We start from the raw sequence: 15,569 nt of genomic DNA, 5'->3' as shown, positions 1-15,569 counted from the left end.
CAGCGCCCGGCAGGATTCTTTCAGATGTTTCCCCCGCGAAGGCGGGGGCCCTGGCCCATTCCAGCGCCCGGCAGGATTCTTTCAGATGTCTCCCCCGCGAAGGCGGGGGCCCTGGCCCAGTACAGCGCCCGGCAGGATTCTTTCAGATGTTTCCCCCGCGAAGGCGGGGGTCCTGGCCCATTCCAGCGCCCGGCAGGATTCTTTCAGATGTCTCCCCCGCGAAGGCGGGGGTCCATAAACCGGTGCAAAATCTCAATATCAGGCCATATACTTCAACCCGCACACCAATCGACTATTTATTAACCAATCATTACCTTAAAACACAAAAAACGCACCACCGGCTAGACCCTGTTGGCACCTGCCGCTAAGCTGCTTTTTACAGCATATGGGGCGCTGCAACCCAAGGGCGGTAGCGTGTCTTTAAGAAATTTGCCATCACTCTCATTCCTGGCTGAAATTGCCGGCCAATAACAACGAAAGTGGGCTCTTAACGGCATTACCGCCCTGCTTAAGGACATGGGTATAAATCTGCGTGGTTTTAACATCCGAGTGCCCCAGTTGCTCCTGTACGGTACGAATATCCACACCCGCCTCCAGTAAATGCGTGGCAAAACTATGGCGCAGCGTATGGCAGGTAACATTCTTGCGGATCTTCGCATTTCGGGCTGCGCACTTAATCGCCCGGCGCAAGGTGGTTTCATCAAGGTGATGGCGGCGCAACAGCCTGGATTCTGGGTCTATGCTTAACTGATGCGAAGGGAACAGATAGTGCCAGCCCAGTTGACCGGGAGCACTTGGATATTTTCTCGCCAAGGAGTGTGGCAACCAGACACCTGCATAATCGGCAGTCTCTTTATCTTGTTGGTAATACTGTTCTACCAAGTGAATTTGCCCATGAAGTGCCGGCACAAGTTCACCCGCCAGGGTAACTCGACGATTTTTATTGCCTTTCCCTTGCCAGATCAATACAGACAAATAGTCAAAATCGATATCCTGTACCCGGAGGCGAATTGCTTCCATCAAACGCAAACCACTACCATAGAGCAGCTGGGCCAGCAATTTGTAACGAAGATCAACCAACGCCAACAGGGCTTGAACTTCGGCACGAGTCAGTACAACCGGTAATTTTTGTGGAGTATGAGACTTGTTAAAGTGTAGATCTTGAGACAGTGGCCGCTGTATGATATGGCGATACAGAAAACTCAAGGAGTTTAATGCTGTTGCCTGAGTTTTAACCGCAACATGGCGTTGATTAGATAAATATGACAGAAACTGTTCAACTTCAGTATCACCCAGCTGGTTCGGGTGCCGCTTATCATGGAATAGAATAAAAAACCTGATCCAATATAGATAGGTATCTATCGTTCGCTTGGCATATCGCCTGGACAGCATAAATTCACGCAGGTACTCAAAAAATGGTGAAGCCATGATGACCCCTTTTACATTTAGCTGTATAAATGAACAGTAGTTGTGATTGAGTGACTTTGCCACATACTCAAAGGCGACATGCACGAAATTTTTACCAAGATCCGGGGCTGAGCATAAAATGATCTTTTTTATCAATAAGTTGGAAAATCTAGCCCAGATCTTCCTTCTGGATAGAAGGCGAGACGCATGTACAAAAATCGGGCATCATGCCTTCTATTAAATTGTTAACTGTGTGTACGTATCGAGGTTTCTGTGAAGATAGAAAAAGCTAAGATCGAAGACTATCAAAAGTATTTGAACGAAAAATCAAGGCCTCCTAGTAAAGGTGGTAATACGAAAGCTCTGCACTCTCACGTGCTGATCATTGATGGAGAAAAATACAGCTTTATTGCGCTAGGTTCACAGCAGTGGGTATTCAAAACAGACCTCGTTAGCTTTGAGTACGAATTGAATGGGCAGTACAAGAACATTAAGAAAGAGACGCTTGTTACCTTCGATAAAAATGGCAAGGAAGTAGTGAGAGGTAATCGAGGCTTCAAAAAGCAGTTGCGCACTGCGGATGCTCGAATGCCGGTGAGTCGTCGTGAAATGAACAGTTAACAATCGCAGGCACGACGACGGCTTTTCCATTGCGGCTTCGCCTCCATTCCAAAGCCGCGCATGCTGCGGGCGTTATAGGTACATTGATGCGTGACCCCGTAGAGCGTATAGAGCAAGCCGAACATAGCATGATGTTTCTCGCGACATTTTCGAGATCATACTATTCGTTCTATGCAATCTGGGAGCATTTGGATAGTCTGGATGAAGGCGCGGGGTATCTTTTCCCTTTCAGGAGCATCTGCAATGCGCTCTTAGGGGATGCGGCGTTGTCGTGGTGCAAAGTGTTCGGCTCAAATGCGGAAGGCACCCACTGGAAAGCTGCGGCATTGAATAAGGATGATTTCCGTAAACAGTTATTCGAACAGCTTGGAGTAACTGATGCTGATTTCATGACGTACTGGCGAGAGATAAAACGGTTCAGAGACGAGGTTATAGCGCACTTCAACGTAAAAACTTTCGAATCAAACCATGCACCGTCATTTGATCTCGCAATGGAGTCCGCAGCAGTGGCGCACAGATTGCTGCGCTTACAGTTTCCAGAAACTGTTAATTATAAGGGGCCGTTGTGTTTGCACGAGTATGGAAGGCAAGTCTCAAATCGGATCATCGAACGGTTGCTGCTATAACAATGCCAGTCACGGCGACGGTTACTGCATTGCGGCTGCGCCTCCATTCCGTAACCGCGCGTGCTGAGCGGCGTTAGGTAGCAGAGGAAGTATCACCGTGAGCCTGAAACAGTTCTTCGAAAAAATTGGCGCTCCGCTCAAAAACTCTCGCTGGTCTTGGGGCGGCGTCCGCGAAGAAGGCACGGTAATTCTGCGCGTATGGCAAGATCGAAAAATCAAGCATGATGGCGCGCATTACATGCAGCTATCGCACCTCCAGAAATATGGTGAGGGGCAAGACAATCTCGGCTACATGGAGCGTCTCAGCCATATCCAACTCATCAAAGATGGAGCCAAGTGCTATATGGTCATGTGTCTTGCTAAAGATCCAGAAATCTCACCAAGAGAAATTCTAAGCTTTAATAAAAACAATCTATTCTTGGGCGGAAAATTGGTTGAGATAGACTCTGACTGGTTCATAGAAATTGCAGCTAGCATCCCTGTGCAATCTGCAACCTAACTATGCGCTCAAATCGTTCGCGTCGCTCACTGGGACACGCTGACGCGTGCCCTTTAGCTTAATCGTTAGCCAATCAATGTAAGGAGAAACTATGAAGAAGACTCAACTATCTTTGGCACTATTCATCAGCCTAGGACTAATTGCCTGTTCCGATGAGCCTAGCAATTCTACGAATACCGAAAACTTGCAAAGCCAGGAGGCTTCCGCTTTTTCGGATGGTCCAGAGAGTACTATGAGTGCAAATTGGCAGTACGTCGTCAACAACGCCAAAAGGACAATTGACAAGTATGCAACAGAGCGAAATCCCAGCGCTGTTTTTATTGGCAGAAATCTTCAAGTCGATTTTATTCGACAATATGGAGGAGACCATGAAGGGCGCTACCTGCTAAAAATCGTCAATGAGCATGGCGGAAATACAAGTTTTTCGATGTTGCTACCGTTATTTGACGAGCACGCATCATCTGAAGAGTTAGATGACGAAGGTCGCCTCTGGCAAGTGGTGGAAGCAAAATTTAACGGACGTAGCTTTTAGTTGCTGCGCCAAGGGGAGCCAAATGGATGGGTTAGTATTCAAAGTATTTAATCGGCGGTGGAATTTAGAGGTCACATATCGACTTCGAGCAACCGAATCGGGCTGGCATATATCCAATAATGCAATTAACGGAGATTGTGAGCCTGACGGGACGCCGTTCATTTACATGAATCTGAGGCAAGACTCTATAAACTATCCGATTGGTTTGGAAAGTCATTTGGCTTGGCTTTGGGAGCAGATCGATACAGGTGTAATTGACTACCAAAATGCTAAAAATAAAGTGCAAGAGCTTGCCAACTGGGTCTCAATCTGTGAGAAAAATACTCCAATATGGGAAGGCTGGAATGGCTAACAATGCCAGGCACGGCGACGGCTTTTTCGTTGCGGCTTCGCCTCCACTACAAAGCCGCGCGTGCTGGCGGCGTTATACCCAGTCGAGGGAAGAATGTTCGAAGATCAGATAGAGTGCCTCCAAGCAATCTCTGACGAACTAGCTCAAGTAGTTCCGGCACCATGGGAGAAGATCGAAATTGAGGCCAAAAACACAGGGCAAAGCTCGATCAATATCAAAGCGGTCTATTTTAATGAAAATGGCAAGCATTCACTGATCGACTTCGTCATGTTGCCTAGGTACTTCTATGAGCTCGCTCGGTTGGTCAGTACAGATGGAAAAGGTCTCTACAGTGTCTGCAACTTCACTCTCAACAGCAGTGGGAAATATGACCTGGATTTTCAGTATTAGCGGCGGGCACTAGGTATAACAAGTCAATGTTGCCGGACAATTTTTCCGCCGCTTCGCGGCTCCGAAATTGCCGCAAATTTCTGCGTTAGGCAAATAAAACACGAATAGGAATATGCGAATGAAATTAATCAAAGGCTTGTATAGATTTACAGTCATTATCCTGATTTTAGTATTGGCAGGTTGTGCGAGTAGTGGAAAGCAGATATCTCAAAGCAGTATAGAAAAAATTATTCCTGGTACAACTACAAAACAACAGATGCATGAACTTTTTGGTTCTCCGCTTTCCCAGTCATACGGAACAGAGGGAAAACTAACGATGATTTGGCACTATGTTTTTGTTGGTCCTTTTGGCACTGGAATGAAACAGCAAAACCTTGCGGTGCTATTTGATGAGAATGAGATTGTAGAAAAATTTAATATGGTAAACAGCGGTGACAACGGAGTGAGGTTTGGGCCATAGTTGCCTAACAAGCGGCTGCACCGGACAAATTTTCGCTGTCACCTTTTGTGCAAAAACACGCACAAAGCCGCCATCAAAATTTGCTCGGTGAGCCGGGCGTTAGATTTTAAGGTGAGGCATGGAAGAGCTGAGTAAATCCACGGTGACTTTATTGGGAGTAGTCGTAGGCTGGCTGCTTGGCCAAGGATCAGAGCTGCTGAGAAGTCACCTTAAGAATCGAAAACTCGTGGGGGCGCTGAATGCTGAGCTCAAAGATCTACAGGCACATTTAGAGAAATCAATGGAGCGTTGTGCAAAGAGCATCAACACAGATGATGCACCTCGAGCAACCATATGGCCCCATGCGATTACTCACCCAATCTATACTCAGTATTATCCAGAAATCTGTCTCCATATTACTAGCGATCAGCGCCTCAGCATCAACTCGATTTACGGGCACATTGCGACGTTTAATCAAAGGCTAGCAGGGGATTACGCTCCTCAAGCAATTAAACGGGGGTTGTTCTTAGCCTACGTTGATGCAAAGTGGGCCTATGAACTCATTGATTATTATTTCCGGCATAACGGAAAGCGAAATCTTGCCGATGACGAGGCGAAAATCCGAGAAATAAACGCTGACTTTCAGGGCTTTGCCGATAAAATCTAACCAGTGCAGGCACGGCGACGCCCATTACTTTGCGCCTTCGGCTCCATTCCATGGGCGCGCATGCTGCAGGCGTTATGCGGTGGTGGAGCAAAGGCAGTTTCTGCGGTGAACTTCGGTAGCGCTTTCGCTGCGTTCCGCATGGGCTCCCGGCCGTATGCACTGCCATCGCCGCTATCGGCTATTTCGCGGCTTCGCCAGAGCGCAATTCACTGTCATGGCGCAATCATCTCCGGCGGGCTTCGGCCAGCCCATGCCCGACGGCCTTTCGGGCAAGCCTGCACCGGCGAGCTGTGGCATGCTTGGCTTGGCATGCGGTGTCGTGGTTCAGGGCTCGGTTTCACCCCTGCATCCGGGCCACCATCGCATAACAATTCAATCAAGCCGACGCCGCTTCGCGGCGCGGCTTATTTCAGGCGTTATACGCTATGGGTGTAAGTTTGGAGTATCTATGGAAAACAGAATTAAGTTTGCACTTTTTTTAAAGGGTTGGAGCTTTGATGGTGGTGATAAAGCGTACCTTAAAGCAAATGCTGAAAAGGCTCTAACAACAGAGTTTGAAGAGGAAATGCACGACAATATTTATTGTCCAGAATGTTGTGCTCCTTTGTTTCGTTCACCAAGAGATAAAGATTATTCAGACAATGGTAGGGCTGCATATTTTGCTCACAAAAGAAGCATAAAAACAGATTGCGGTTTGCGCACAAAGAAAGCTGAGGGTAAAAAGTACTTAAATGAAGAAGAAGCCAAAAAAGCAATACAAGATGAAGAACTTGTTATTGTTGAGGGCTTTATCCAAGACAAGCCTATTGCGCCAAACAAAAAGGCAAAGGAGTATGACCAGACGGAAGTTGAGGAACTTGACGGTCCTGTAACTTCTGTGCCGATAGGGAGGCATCGAGGAGAAACATTCAACCTTCCAAGTAAATTTAAAACAGTCAAAGGTATAGTAAAGAATTTTGACGAAAATCTTCATCGTTACTTCTTTTTTCCAAATAGTAAGCATGCAGTCCAACTTCAAGATTATATTCGAAGTATCAAAACTATTACTGGTCCGGATAACAAGCTCAAACTTTATTATGGGAAAATTGTTAAATCATTCAATGCTGGTAAGACACCTAAAAACATCCGCATGACTAAGCTTAGCTATAATACGAAAGAGTTTAACGACTTTTACTTTAAACTTCAGGATGAAAAGCAACGCGAAAAGGGAATTGATGATAATAGTCAGGATAGAATCGTATTAATGTACGGTAAGGTTACAGAGAATGGTTCTGGTCTTTGCATAGAGCATGTTGGTTGGGGAGAGTTCGCTTTATTACCTAGAAAATATGAGCACCTTTTAGAACGCGTATAACAAACGGTTAAAGAGGGACTGCCAACGCGTGGCGGTTTTTGTTCAAATCAGCATTTGTGATTACGGCTGTCATTTTAGGTTCAGTGTTTAGCGTTGTCAGCCTCTTAACCGGGCGTTAAGCGGCAAAAGGAGTTTGAATCTACCTATGAATTTTAATCAAAGATTAGAATGTAATACTTGCAAAGAAAATATTGATTGCCGTATTGGGATGTCTAATAGGGATGTTCAGCCAATTAGTTTTGCATGCCCAACCTGTGGGGAACGTATATCTATTGAGTTGAATTTGGGAAAAGGCTTTAAATATAAAGGTGCTAAATCTATCCACTTTGAAGGCCCTTTTACAAATGAAAATCCATTCATTGATCTACATTTGGATTTTCCAGTTAAATTTGGCGAGTACAAAATGGGTCATACCCCATTTATGATGGCTCACGCAAGAATAGGCCATGAGAATTTTCATATCCATAATGCAAGATTAAATGCCTTAAACTTGCTGTACCCAAAGTTAGATGACTTTAAACGTATTCTCCGTCTTTATTCTAAAAACACAAAGCTATTCGGTCAGCTATGTGAATCAAAATTTGGTGAAAAGCTGCGTTCTGAGAAACCGCAAGATTTAAACCTTGCACTTTATTGTGTTATCGCAAAAGTCTTTTTCCCTTTCTCAATGCCAGATGAAAATGCAGATTCTGTAAAATTGCATATGAAAGCCATTCATGATGCTTTAAGTAAAAACAAAGATGGCTTTAACGCATACATGAATGAGATTTTTGATACTGGTTTTTTACATAACATGCAAAAAGACTGTCTTGATATTTATCCTCAGATACTTGCTGGTGAACTTGCATTTCGTCCTGCGCTATTTCTAGATTTTGATGATAACTATGACAAAGAGTTTGTAGCATTTAGGGTGTCAGCACACGACTTTCAAACTTATAAAGATCTTTACAAAGATATTTCTGAAGTAATGTCGCGCCAGTTGGTTCTAGTAGCAGGGCTTAATAACATAATTCATCGTGGTGACTTTAATAAGTTTAAAGATGTTGGGAAAACAACTCCGAAATCACTTCATGAATATGCTGATTTGCCATATGGGTTTAAAACCAGTCATTTAGATGATTGTTGGTACACTATCTCTGCCGGTTCGGTAAATAATCAGTTACGAAATTCAATCGCACATGTAAAAGTTGAGTACAATGAGGTTACTCAATTAATTACATATTTCCCTAAAAAGGAAGGTATAAAGCAAGAGAAAGCTGAGGAGATCTACTTTCTTGATTTTATGAGAAATATATTGATTTCTTACAGGGAAATGCATCGCATGCATCAGTTAATTAAGTGCTTGTTTAATTATTACTATTTAATTCACCAAAAAGCCGCTTAACAAGCCAATTCAGCAGGACAAAAAATAGTTGGTTTTGCTCCTGCGTCGCTAATTTTAACCAACTATTTTTTGCCTCTGATTGGGGCGTTAAGCAGGAATTCAATGGAGCTTCCATATTTCTATCGAACTTATCTCTCTACACTCAAGGAACGCCTTGAGCATGAGGGCTTTTGCGAAAGTGATTTCGAGGACATTTCGTCAAACGAGCTAATATTCGATTCGTTAAAAGTCGAAGCTATTAATGTAGAGATGCGTTCGTTCAAGTCAGTTTGGTCACCAATGCAAGTTGAGCCCAGCTTTTGGCCTGACGACTGGCTAATTATTGGTGGTGGTGGAAATGGCGACTATTTTTTCATATCTAAAAGTGGCATATTTTCAGGAGTTTACTGTTTCGAACATGAGTCCTTACAGTTTGTAAGCTACGCGTCATCAATGGACGATTTCTATGCGAAAACAATGGAAATCATGCGCCCTAGGCTCAGTGGAAATGCTTAACAATCGCAGGCACGGCGACGGATTTTTCATTGCGGCTGCGCCTCCATTACAAAGCCGCGCGTGCCGCGGGCGTTAACTGTATCTATAGAAAATAGTAGGATCAGATGTCTCCGTACATACTAATTTATATCGTCTATCTTTTCTGCGGTGTTTACGCAGCTCTAATGCTTCGAAAGAAAGGCCCCAAGTCACTGTTGGCGTGGTCGGTAGTGTTCATTGCGTATGGCTCGCTTCCGACGCTAGAGATGACCCATTCCCCTAATAGCGCTATGTCGCTCACGGGACAGGGCTTGCTTATCTTCTTTTCAATCATTGGTGGCGCACTCTTCAGCACTGCCTGGGGCGAGCTTCGCGATATCGCTCGCGAAACAGTTAACAAGAAAAACCAGGCGGACGCATAAATGCGCCGCTGTTTTTGGCGTTAGCCCTCTTGTGGAGAATTCATGCAAGGTACAATTGCCCAATTACTTTCTTTAGCTGCTCATGGGAATGAATATCTAAGTGGACGTCTAAAGGAGGGTTATTTTCCAAGTAGTTTCACTTTTAAGTTTTGCAAATTTGTCAAATTTGTAGATCTTCAAAGTTCAGGAACGAAATGGCATGAGAGAGATTTTGCTAAAGACCCTATTATTTGGTTTGAAAAGCTCAAAGATACAGGGGTGGTACAATTTCGAGTCCGATATATTTCTACTAATAAAGAAGACATTTCAGACCGAATGTCATCCGCATTCGTCGGTGGTGGTGGCCGCTGGCTTATTGAAGCCGTAAAACGGGGGAAATCCGATTTTTGGGAGGCAGGCTGGGAAGTAGGCGACAGAGATGATCCTGAGCAGAACATATGGCATGTAAAGTACGGCAGAATACTAAGAAATAGCAATCAACCTGAACAGCCACTACCATCGGCACTTAAAGCTAAAGAGCAGCTCAAAGAAATTCTTCAAAAGATCAGCGAATTTGCCCATAAGAACGACTGTGGTAATTTTGGAGAGTGTTTTGATCGGGGGCTGAAGGCTCTTGAAGAGCCTGGTACTTCTAACGAAAAAGAATATACAATATTCCCGAATGGCTATGCCGAGCCTGAATATCACCAGCTCTTGAACGCAAGTCAGCGTGCTTGGGTCTTTGGCGGCATGGGATCATGGAGTGATATCGGATTTAATGACTCCGCTACTCACAAAGAATATGAAGAGCTTTCGGACAAGTTATTTAATTCAATTAATTTGTCTTTGATTGTTGCATCGAATCCTTTTCCGCGGCCTACGATAAGCACAGCCGAGGAGCCTGAGGCTCAAAATAAAAAATGGTGGCAGTTTTGGAAAAAGGGCTAACAAGTCAATCAACTACACGCCTTCGGCGCCGGACGCAGCAAAGCTGCGCCGGTTATTGAGGCGTTAAATGCATTGGGGAAGCATGAGAGTCTTAATCGTTACTGATATATTTGGAATTACAGCTGCTGTACTTTCGCTGGCTAGTTCTTTGAGGGACAAGCAGGTTCACGTGGAAGTTGTTGAACCATATGATGGTACTGAAAAATCATTTATCGATGATCAATCAGCCTATGAAACTTTTTTAGCCAATTGTGGGCACGATCGCTATTTTCGTAAAGTAAAGAATGTAATCTCCTCTTCACTAGAGGAATTGGTAATTATTGGCTTTAGCGCGGGAGCCTCCGCCGCCTGGAGAACCATGGAATTGGACTGGCAGCCTAAGTTATTGCATTTTATTGGATTTTATCCTGGGCAGATTAGGAATTATCTCGACATTACACCAAAATATCCTTGCACAATTGTTTTACCAAATCGTGAGGAGCATTTTAGTGTTAGTGAAGTTAGCAGCGTTTTGAAAGAAATTGATAATGTGCATTGCATACATACAGAGCTTGGTCATGGCTTTATGAATCCCTTGTCATATCACTTCTCAAATGCTGGTGCAGATGCATTTAACAAAGTAATTAACCAAGCCAGCAAGCTGGCGGACGTCGCTACGCTCCGCCGGTTATTACAGCGTTAGAGGTAAAAAATGAAGATATGGATTTCGACTCTATTAACAGCAATTCTTTTGTCGGGATGCGCTAGTTACTACGATTCACTTTACCCTTACTCAGCAGCCTCAAAATATGGATGTCAATATTCTTCGGATGGACTTTACAGTTGCCCAAAGTCTATCCCTGAGCATTTTAAAGTCGCGAATAATTGCACATGGGTAGATAGTTACACTAGAAAAGATGGTACCTATGTCAACGGGCATATGCGGTGCAAAGTTGGTGGAAGTTCTAGTTACTCAAGCTCTTCAGGTTCTAATTGTCATTATGTTAGTGGTCATTATCGTAAAAATGGTACGTATGTAAGAGGTTATACTCGGTGCAGGTAACCTCTAACAAGTTAAATCATCGGAAAACCACACGTTGGCCAAAAAACGGCCAAAGCGCGTGTGTTTTCCGCTGTTTAAAGCGTTAGGCAAAAACATATGTCCCGCGCACAGCTCATAGAAGTAGACCTCCGAGCTATTGCCAACACAGAAGAACTGCACTCGTTGCTGGCGAGGTCGCTGAATTTCCCTGGTTGGTATGGAGCTAACTGGGATGCTTTCTGGGACGCCATAACAAGCTTGGTTGAAATGCCATATACACTGCGGTTCTTGGGCTGGAGCCAGCTCTCTCAGCGTTTGCCCCGTGAGGCAGCGCTATTTAAAGCATGTCTTACCGAAATGCAAAGTGAATATCCGCAGCTCGCAAGTGAGGTGGTTTATGCCTAACAATGCGCTCAAATCGTTCGCTTCGCTCACTGGGACAGGCTAAAGCCTGCCCCTTAGCTTAATCGTTAGGCAATCCACGGATGATCTTCGGCAACAAGTCAGACTTCGCCATTGAGGCAATAATCGAGCCACATTTAGAGCCGCCCTCTGAACCATGGGGCCGGCTATGCATATGGGTATCGGGCACACAAATCGGCGATTTTGATGACCCGCACTGCAGCTTATACAACTGCCACGTAAGTTTCCAAGAAATGTCTAAACGCCTAGATGCACTATGGGCGAAAGAGCTAGAAAGCCTAAGCGACACAAAAATTTGGAATTTTCTTGATGGCACGCTTTATGGGTATCATGGAAATATAGAAATAGACGATATCAGAACACTAGAAGAAACAATCAGAGATTCTGAAAAATATTCAAAATTTGACTTTCTTACTAACTGGGGTGAGATGTTCAACCGAGGTGGAAAATCTTTTATTCTAAAGCCGCCAAGTGAGCACATCAAAATACTCAACTACGACTACAAAGAACACATTGTCAGAACCTACAGATGCACAGAGTTCTCTTTCTATCGAGCATCTAGAGAATTTTCCAACTGGTATTCTGAACAGGTAAGAAGACTAAAGGCCTAACCAATGGTTCAAACCGTTCGCTTCGCTCACTGGGACGGGCTAAAGCCCGCCCCTTAACCAAACGTTACACGTCTTAGGTGATGCATGAGTCTTGAAGAAGAATTTGATGAATTGCAAAGGTTATTTGCTCAAAAAGACCTATTAACTGAGCCAAGGAAATCATCAGGAAGCGGTTTCATGGAAATTCTCTTGGCAAAGAGAAAGAACATGAAAATTAAAATATATCAAGAAAAAGGGCATCACCTACCACATATTCACATCGACTATGGAAAACAGCGGCACGCAGCTAGCTATGCCATAGAATCAGGCGAAAGAATCGAAGGTGACTTATCTAAGAAATATGATAGCGATGTGTCTAATTGGTTGGATCGGAATCGAGATAAGGTTCTAGAAATTTGGAATGCCTTGCAAGCGGGTACACAGCACGAGCCGCTTTTAGCTGAGTTGGCTGGTGACGTGTAACAAGTCAATTAACTGCGCGCCTTCGGCGCCGGACACGCTAAAGCGCGCCGGTTATTGAGGCGTTAGGCATACAAACATGGAAAATCGAGCAGTGAACAGCAGATATTCATCACTATCCAATCTATCTATAAATGAACAGGCTAATATAACCATAAATTTGTGCAATTTCTTTGCGGTCTTGAACGCTAAAAAGCTTCGAGAAGAGCTGGGATTACCTATTAAGGAAAAGGTAGTTGAGTCCCTTAAGTTAATCGACTTCCTGACTTATATGAAGATAAAAGGTCTCGATTTATGGCCAAAGATGCAACGCATTCAAGAGCTCGTTGAAAAACTAAAACGTCATAATGTGCTTCAGTATAGAGGTGGGCTTGATCTCAATGCCAGCTTCTTTTTTATGAGAGAGTTTACTGAAAGAGAAAAGAAAGGCCGTCTTTGGTTAGGTAGCATTCTTGGAAGTGCGTACATTGGGCATGAGATTGAAAAGGATATCGTATATATCGAAGGAACAACGCCAAAGGGTGACATATCAGTTGGGACTGGAACACTGATCAAAGGTGGTGTGATCCTTACCTGTGCTCATGTAGTCGACGATATGAATGTGGATTATGTAAAAATCCGAGGAAAAAGGTTTGGTATTAGGAGTACTTCTTCTCACAAGGTAGTTGATGTTGGTTTGATATTTCTTGATGAAAATATAGAGCCTTTGTCTAAGGATATCGCTTTCCGGAATTCGAAACTACTAGAGCCAATCGTTATCTCTGGGTATCCAACTATCCCTAGAAGCTTGTCACCTTGTTACACGCTTCAAACAGGAGAGATTTCAGGGCAGATTGAAAATACTATGGATTCATATCCCATGGATTTATTCAGTGCCATAGCTCGGCCTGGTAATAGTGGCGGCCCTGTTCTAGGGATGGATGGCTGCATTACGGGCATAGTGACTAGGAGTCTTGAGAGGCATCAAGAAGAAAATGATGCCATGGCAGTTCTTCCATTCTTTGCTTCAGTTCCCGCTAGTGAAATTGGTAGGTGCATTGATGAAATTACAGACGGAGGCATAGATGTGCCTTGGGAGAATTATGCCTAACAATCGCAGGCACAGCGACAGCTTTTTCGTTGCGGCTTCGCCTACACTACAAAGCGGCGCGTGCTGCGGGCGTTATAGCGCAATTGAAGTACAGCAAGATTCGGGTCGGCAGTAGTCGTTCGGCCTCCTAATATAGCTTCTGTTCGGGCATATGCCTTTTTATAGTGAACAGAGCCTAGGAGAAATGATCGATGACCATACTTGCCAACAAAGTCGCTATTGTTACCGGTGCCAGCACCGGAATTGGTTACGCAACCGCGAAGCTTTTTGCCAGAGAAGGTGCTGCCGTAGTGGTGGCTGCACGGCGACAGAAGGAGCTTGATGATCTTGTGGACTTAATCAACAGGGAAGGCGGACAGGCTCTGGCACTAGCGGGCGACGTTGCTGATGAGGCTTTTGCCAAAGCTTTGGTAGATAAGGCGGTAAGCCACTTTGGCGGATTGGATATCGCTTTCAACAATGCAGCTATCCTGGGTGCTATGGGCCCTGTCCCAGAGATGTCGCACGCGGACTGGAATCAAGTTATTGCGACCAACTTAACCAGCGCATTTTTGGGCGCAAAGTACCAACTGCCCGCCATGGCTGTCCGAAAAGGAGGTTCGTTAATTTTCACCTCTACCTTCGTTGGTTACACCGCAGGTATGCCAGGCATGGCGGCCTACGCAGCCAGTAAGGCGGGCCTTATTGGGTTGACTCAAGTGCTGGCGTCAGAGCATGGGCCTCAGAATATCCGGGTCAATGCCCTTCTGCCCGGTGGTACTGATACGCCAGCGGGACGTGAATTTGCCAATACGCCAGAAGCATTGGCGTTTGTGCATAACCTGCATGCTCTCAAGCGGATGGCGACACCAGATGAAATTGCTCAATCTGCATTATACTTAGCCTCCGATGCCTCCAGTTTCACCACTGGTACTGCGATGTTGGTAGATGGCGGTGTATCTATAAATCGTGTTTGAGAGGCAGTGCCATGTCAGACTATGACCGAATCGCAAGCGCTATGGCCTATTTGGTTGATCGGGCAATTGATCAGCCCAGCCTTGAAGAGATAGCCACCCATGTGCATCTGAGCCCGTATCACTTTCAAAGGCTATTTTGTCGGTGGGCGGGTACTACGCCAAAGCGCTTTTTACAGGTCCTGACATTGGAACGGGGCAAAGTGTTGCTGGATAATTCTCGCTCCTTGCTTGATGTCTCACATGAGCTTGGGCTAAGCGGCAGTTCAAGGTTGCATGATCACTTTGTGCAACTGGAAGCAGTCACACCCGGCGAGTATAAAAATCGAGGTAAGGAGGTACAGATCGAGTATGGAGTACATCCTACCCCACTGGGACCTATGTTTGTGGCGGTAACCCGGCGTGGTGTTTGCCGGGCAGAGTTCATGGACTTCAACAGCATGGACGAGTTGCTGGATAACTTGCATAACGCTTGGCCTCTCAGTTCGATCAGAGAAAGCCAGGCATCTACGCGCCATGTTATTGATGCCTTTTTTAACAGTGGCACAGCTTTCAGGCGAGGTCCGCTGTCACTCCATGTGACAGGAACAAATTTCCAGATAGCCGTGTGGCGTGCTCTGTTGAAAATACCATCCGGCGCTGTGGCCAGCTATGCCCAAGTAGCCAAGGCACTAGGTGCCCCCAAGGCTGCAAGGGCGGTTGGCAACGCTATTGGAGCAAATCCAGTCGCTTTACTGATCCCCTGCCACCGGGTTATACAGCAGAGTGGTGCGCTGGGGGGTTACCGTTGGGGGTCAACCAAGAAGCTTATGGTACAAACATGGGAAAGAATGCATGATGAACCGGTTGCGCTATAACAATGCCATGCAACCGATGCTCGTACCTCGCGCGGCCGATGGCTGGCGTTAGCGTAGGATC

General features: G+C 45.2%; 20 protein-coding genes. 19 read left to right on the top strand and 1 reads right to left on the bottom strand.

Going from position 1 to position 15,569, the window contains the following annotated elements:
- Window positions 1–441 precede the first annotated feature (441 nt).
- Complete coding sequence (locus tag ACEVBK_RS01220; protein WP_375056829.1) at window positions 442–1,428, bottom strand: integron integrase; 987 nt, start codon at window positions 1,426–1,428, stop codon at window positions 442–444.
- Window positions 1,429–1,680: 252 nt separating this feature from the next.
- Between ACEVBK_RS01220 and ACEVBK_RS01215 the strand changes: the two genes are divergently transcribed.
- From ACEVBK_RS01215 to ACEVBK_RS01125, 19 genes are all read left to right on the top strand, one after another.
- On the top strand, window positions 1,681–2,028 hold the full coding sequence (locus ACEVBK_RS01215) for a hypothetical protein (protein ID WP_375056828.1): 348 nt from the start codon (window positions 1,681–1,683) through the stop codon (window positions 2,026–2,028).
- Window positions 2,029–2,114: 86 nt separating this feature from the next.
- A complete protein-coding gene (locus ACEVBK_RS01210) occupies window positions 2,115–2,654 on the top strand; it encodes a hypothetical protein (RefSeq protein ID WP_375056827.1) in 540 nt (179 codons plus the stop codon).
- Between the two features lie 97 nt (window positions 2,655–2,751).
- On the top strand, window positions 2,752–3,153 hold the full coding sequence (locus ACEVBK_RS01205) for a hypothetical protein (protein WP_375056826.1): 402 nt from the start codon (window positions 2,752–2,754) through the stop codon (window positions 3,151–3,153).
- A 91-nt stretch (window positions 3,154–3,244) separates the two neighbouring features.
- The gene (locus tag ACEVBK_RS01200; RefSeq protein ID WP_375056825.1) at window positions 3,245–3,685 is read left to right on the top strand and encodes a hypothetical protein; all 441 of its coding nucleotides are present in this window, start codon (window positions 3,245–3,247) and stop codon (window positions 3,683–3,685) included.
- 22 nt (window positions 3,686–3,707) lie between these two features.
- Entirely contained in the window at window positions 3,708–4,037 is a 330-nt protein-coding gene (locus ACEVBK_RS01195) for a hypothetical protein (protein ID WP_375056824.1), read from the top strand.
- A 93-nt stretch (window positions 4,038–4,130) separates the two neighbouring features.
- The gene (locus ACEVBK_RS01190; RefSeq protein ID WP_375056823.1) at window positions 4,131–4,427 is read left to right on the top strand and encodes a hypothetical protein; all 297 of its coding nucleotides are present in this window, start codon (window positions 4,131–4,133) and stop codon (window positions 4,425–4,427) included.
- Window positions 4,428–4,545: 118 nt separating this feature from the next.
- Window positions 4,546–4,887, top strand: a complete 342-nt coding sequence (locus ACEVBK_RS01185; protein WP_375056822.1) for an outer membrane protein assembly factor BamE — start codon at window positions 4,546–4,548, stop codon at window positions 4,885–4,887.
- A gap of 118 nt (window positions 4,888–5,005) precedes the next feature.
- Window positions 5,006–5,533: a hypothetical protein gene (locus ACEVBK_RS01180; protein WP_092026057.1), complete on the top strand. Its 528-nt coding sequence runs from the start codon at window positions 5,006–5,008 to the stop codon at window positions 5,531–5,533.
- A 448-nt stretch (window positions 5,534–5,981) separates the two neighbouring features.
- The gene (locus ACEVBK_RS01175) at window positions 5,982–6,887 is read left to right on the top strand and encodes a hypothetical protein (RefSeq protein ID WP_375056821.1); all 906 of its coding nucleotides are present in this window, start codon (window positions 5,982–5,984) and stop codon (window positions 6,885–6,887) included.
- A 145-nt stretch (window positions 6,888–7,032) separates the two neighbouring features.
- The gene (locus ACEVBK_RS01170; RefSeq protein WP_375056820.1) at window positions 7,033–8,271 is read left to right on the top strand and encodes a hypothetical protein; all 1,239 of its coding nucleotides are present in this window, start codon (window positions 7,033–7,035) and stop codon (window positions 8,269–8,271) included.
- 102 nt (window positions 8,272–8,373) lie between these two features.
- Window positions 8,374–8,766: an SMI1/KNR4 family protein gene (locus ACEVBK_RS01165; protein WP_375056819.1), complete on the top strand. Its 393-nt coding sequence runs from the start codon at window positions 8,374–8,376 to the stop codon at window positions 8,764–8,766.
- 443 nt (window positions 8,767–9,209) lie between these two features.
- Window positions 9,210–10,094 (top strand): hypothetical protein, encoded by an 885-nt coding sequence (locus ACEVBK_RS01160; protein ID WP_375056818.1) that lies wholly within the window; start codon window positions 9,210–9,212, stop codon window positions 10,092–10,094.
- A 67-nt stretch (window positions 10,095–10,161) separates the two neighbouring features.
- Window positions 10,162–10,776, top strand: coding sequence for a dienelactone hydrolase family protein (locus ACEVBK_RS01155; protein WP_375056817.1), 615 nt, complete (start codon window positions 10,162–10,164; stop codon window positions 10,774–10,776).
- Window positions 10,777–11,232: 456 nt separating this feature from the next.
- Window positions 11,233–11,520, top strand: coding sequence for a barstar family protein (locus ACEVBK_RS01150; RefSeq protein WP_375056816.1), 288 nt, complete (start codon window positions 11,233–11,235; stop codon window positions 11,518–11,520).
- A gap of 80 nt (window positions 11,521–11,600) precedes the next feature.
- On the top strand, window positions 11,601–12,149 hold the full coding sequence (locus ACEVBK_RS01145) for an Imm42 family immunity protein (RefSeq protein ID WP_375056815.1): 549 nt from the start codon (window positions 11,601–11,603) through the stop codon (window positions 12,147–12,149).
- A gap of 84 nt (window positions 12,150–12,233) precedes the next feature.
- Window positions 12,234–12,611, top strand: a complete 378-nt coding sequence (locus ACEVBK_RS01140; RefSeq protein ID WP_375056814.1) for a DUF4160 domain-containing protein — start codon at window positions 12,234–12,236, stop codon at window positions 12,609–12,611.
- 76 nt (window positions 12,612–12,687) lie between these two features.
- The gene (locus tag ACEVBK_RS01135) at window positions 12,688–13,698 is read left to right on the top strand and encodes a serine protease (protein WP_375056813.1); all 1,011 of its coding nucleotides are present in this window, start codon (window positions 12,688–12,690) and stop codon (window positions 13,696–13,698) included.
- Between the two features lie 191 nt (window positions 13,699–13,889).
- Window positions 13,890–14,654 carry an SDR family oxidoreductase gene (locus tag ACEVBK_RS01130; protein ID WP_375056812.1) on the top strand — a complete coding sequence of 255 codons (765 nt, stop codon included), beginning with the start codon at window positions 13,890–13,892 and terminating at the stop codon, window positions 14,652–14,654.
- 11 nt (window positions 14,655–14,665) lie between these two features.
- Window positions 14,666–15,508 carry a bifunctional transcriptional activator/DNA repair enzyme AdaA gene (locus ACEVBK_RS01125; protein WP_375056811.1) on the top strand — a complete coding sequence of 281 codons (843 nt, stop codon included), beginning with the start codon at window positions 14,666–14,668 and terminating at the stop codon, window positions 15,506–15,508.
- Window positions 15,509–15,569: the final 61 nt, after the last annotated feature.

It is taken from the genome of Zobellella sp. DQSA1 (genome assembly GCF_041950555.1).
In the GTDB taxonomy this organism is placed as follows: Bacteria; Pseudomonadota; Gammaproteobacteria; order Enterobacterales; family Aeromonadaceae; genus Oceanimonas.
This window is presented reverse-complemented; position numbering and strand designations above follow the sequence as displayed.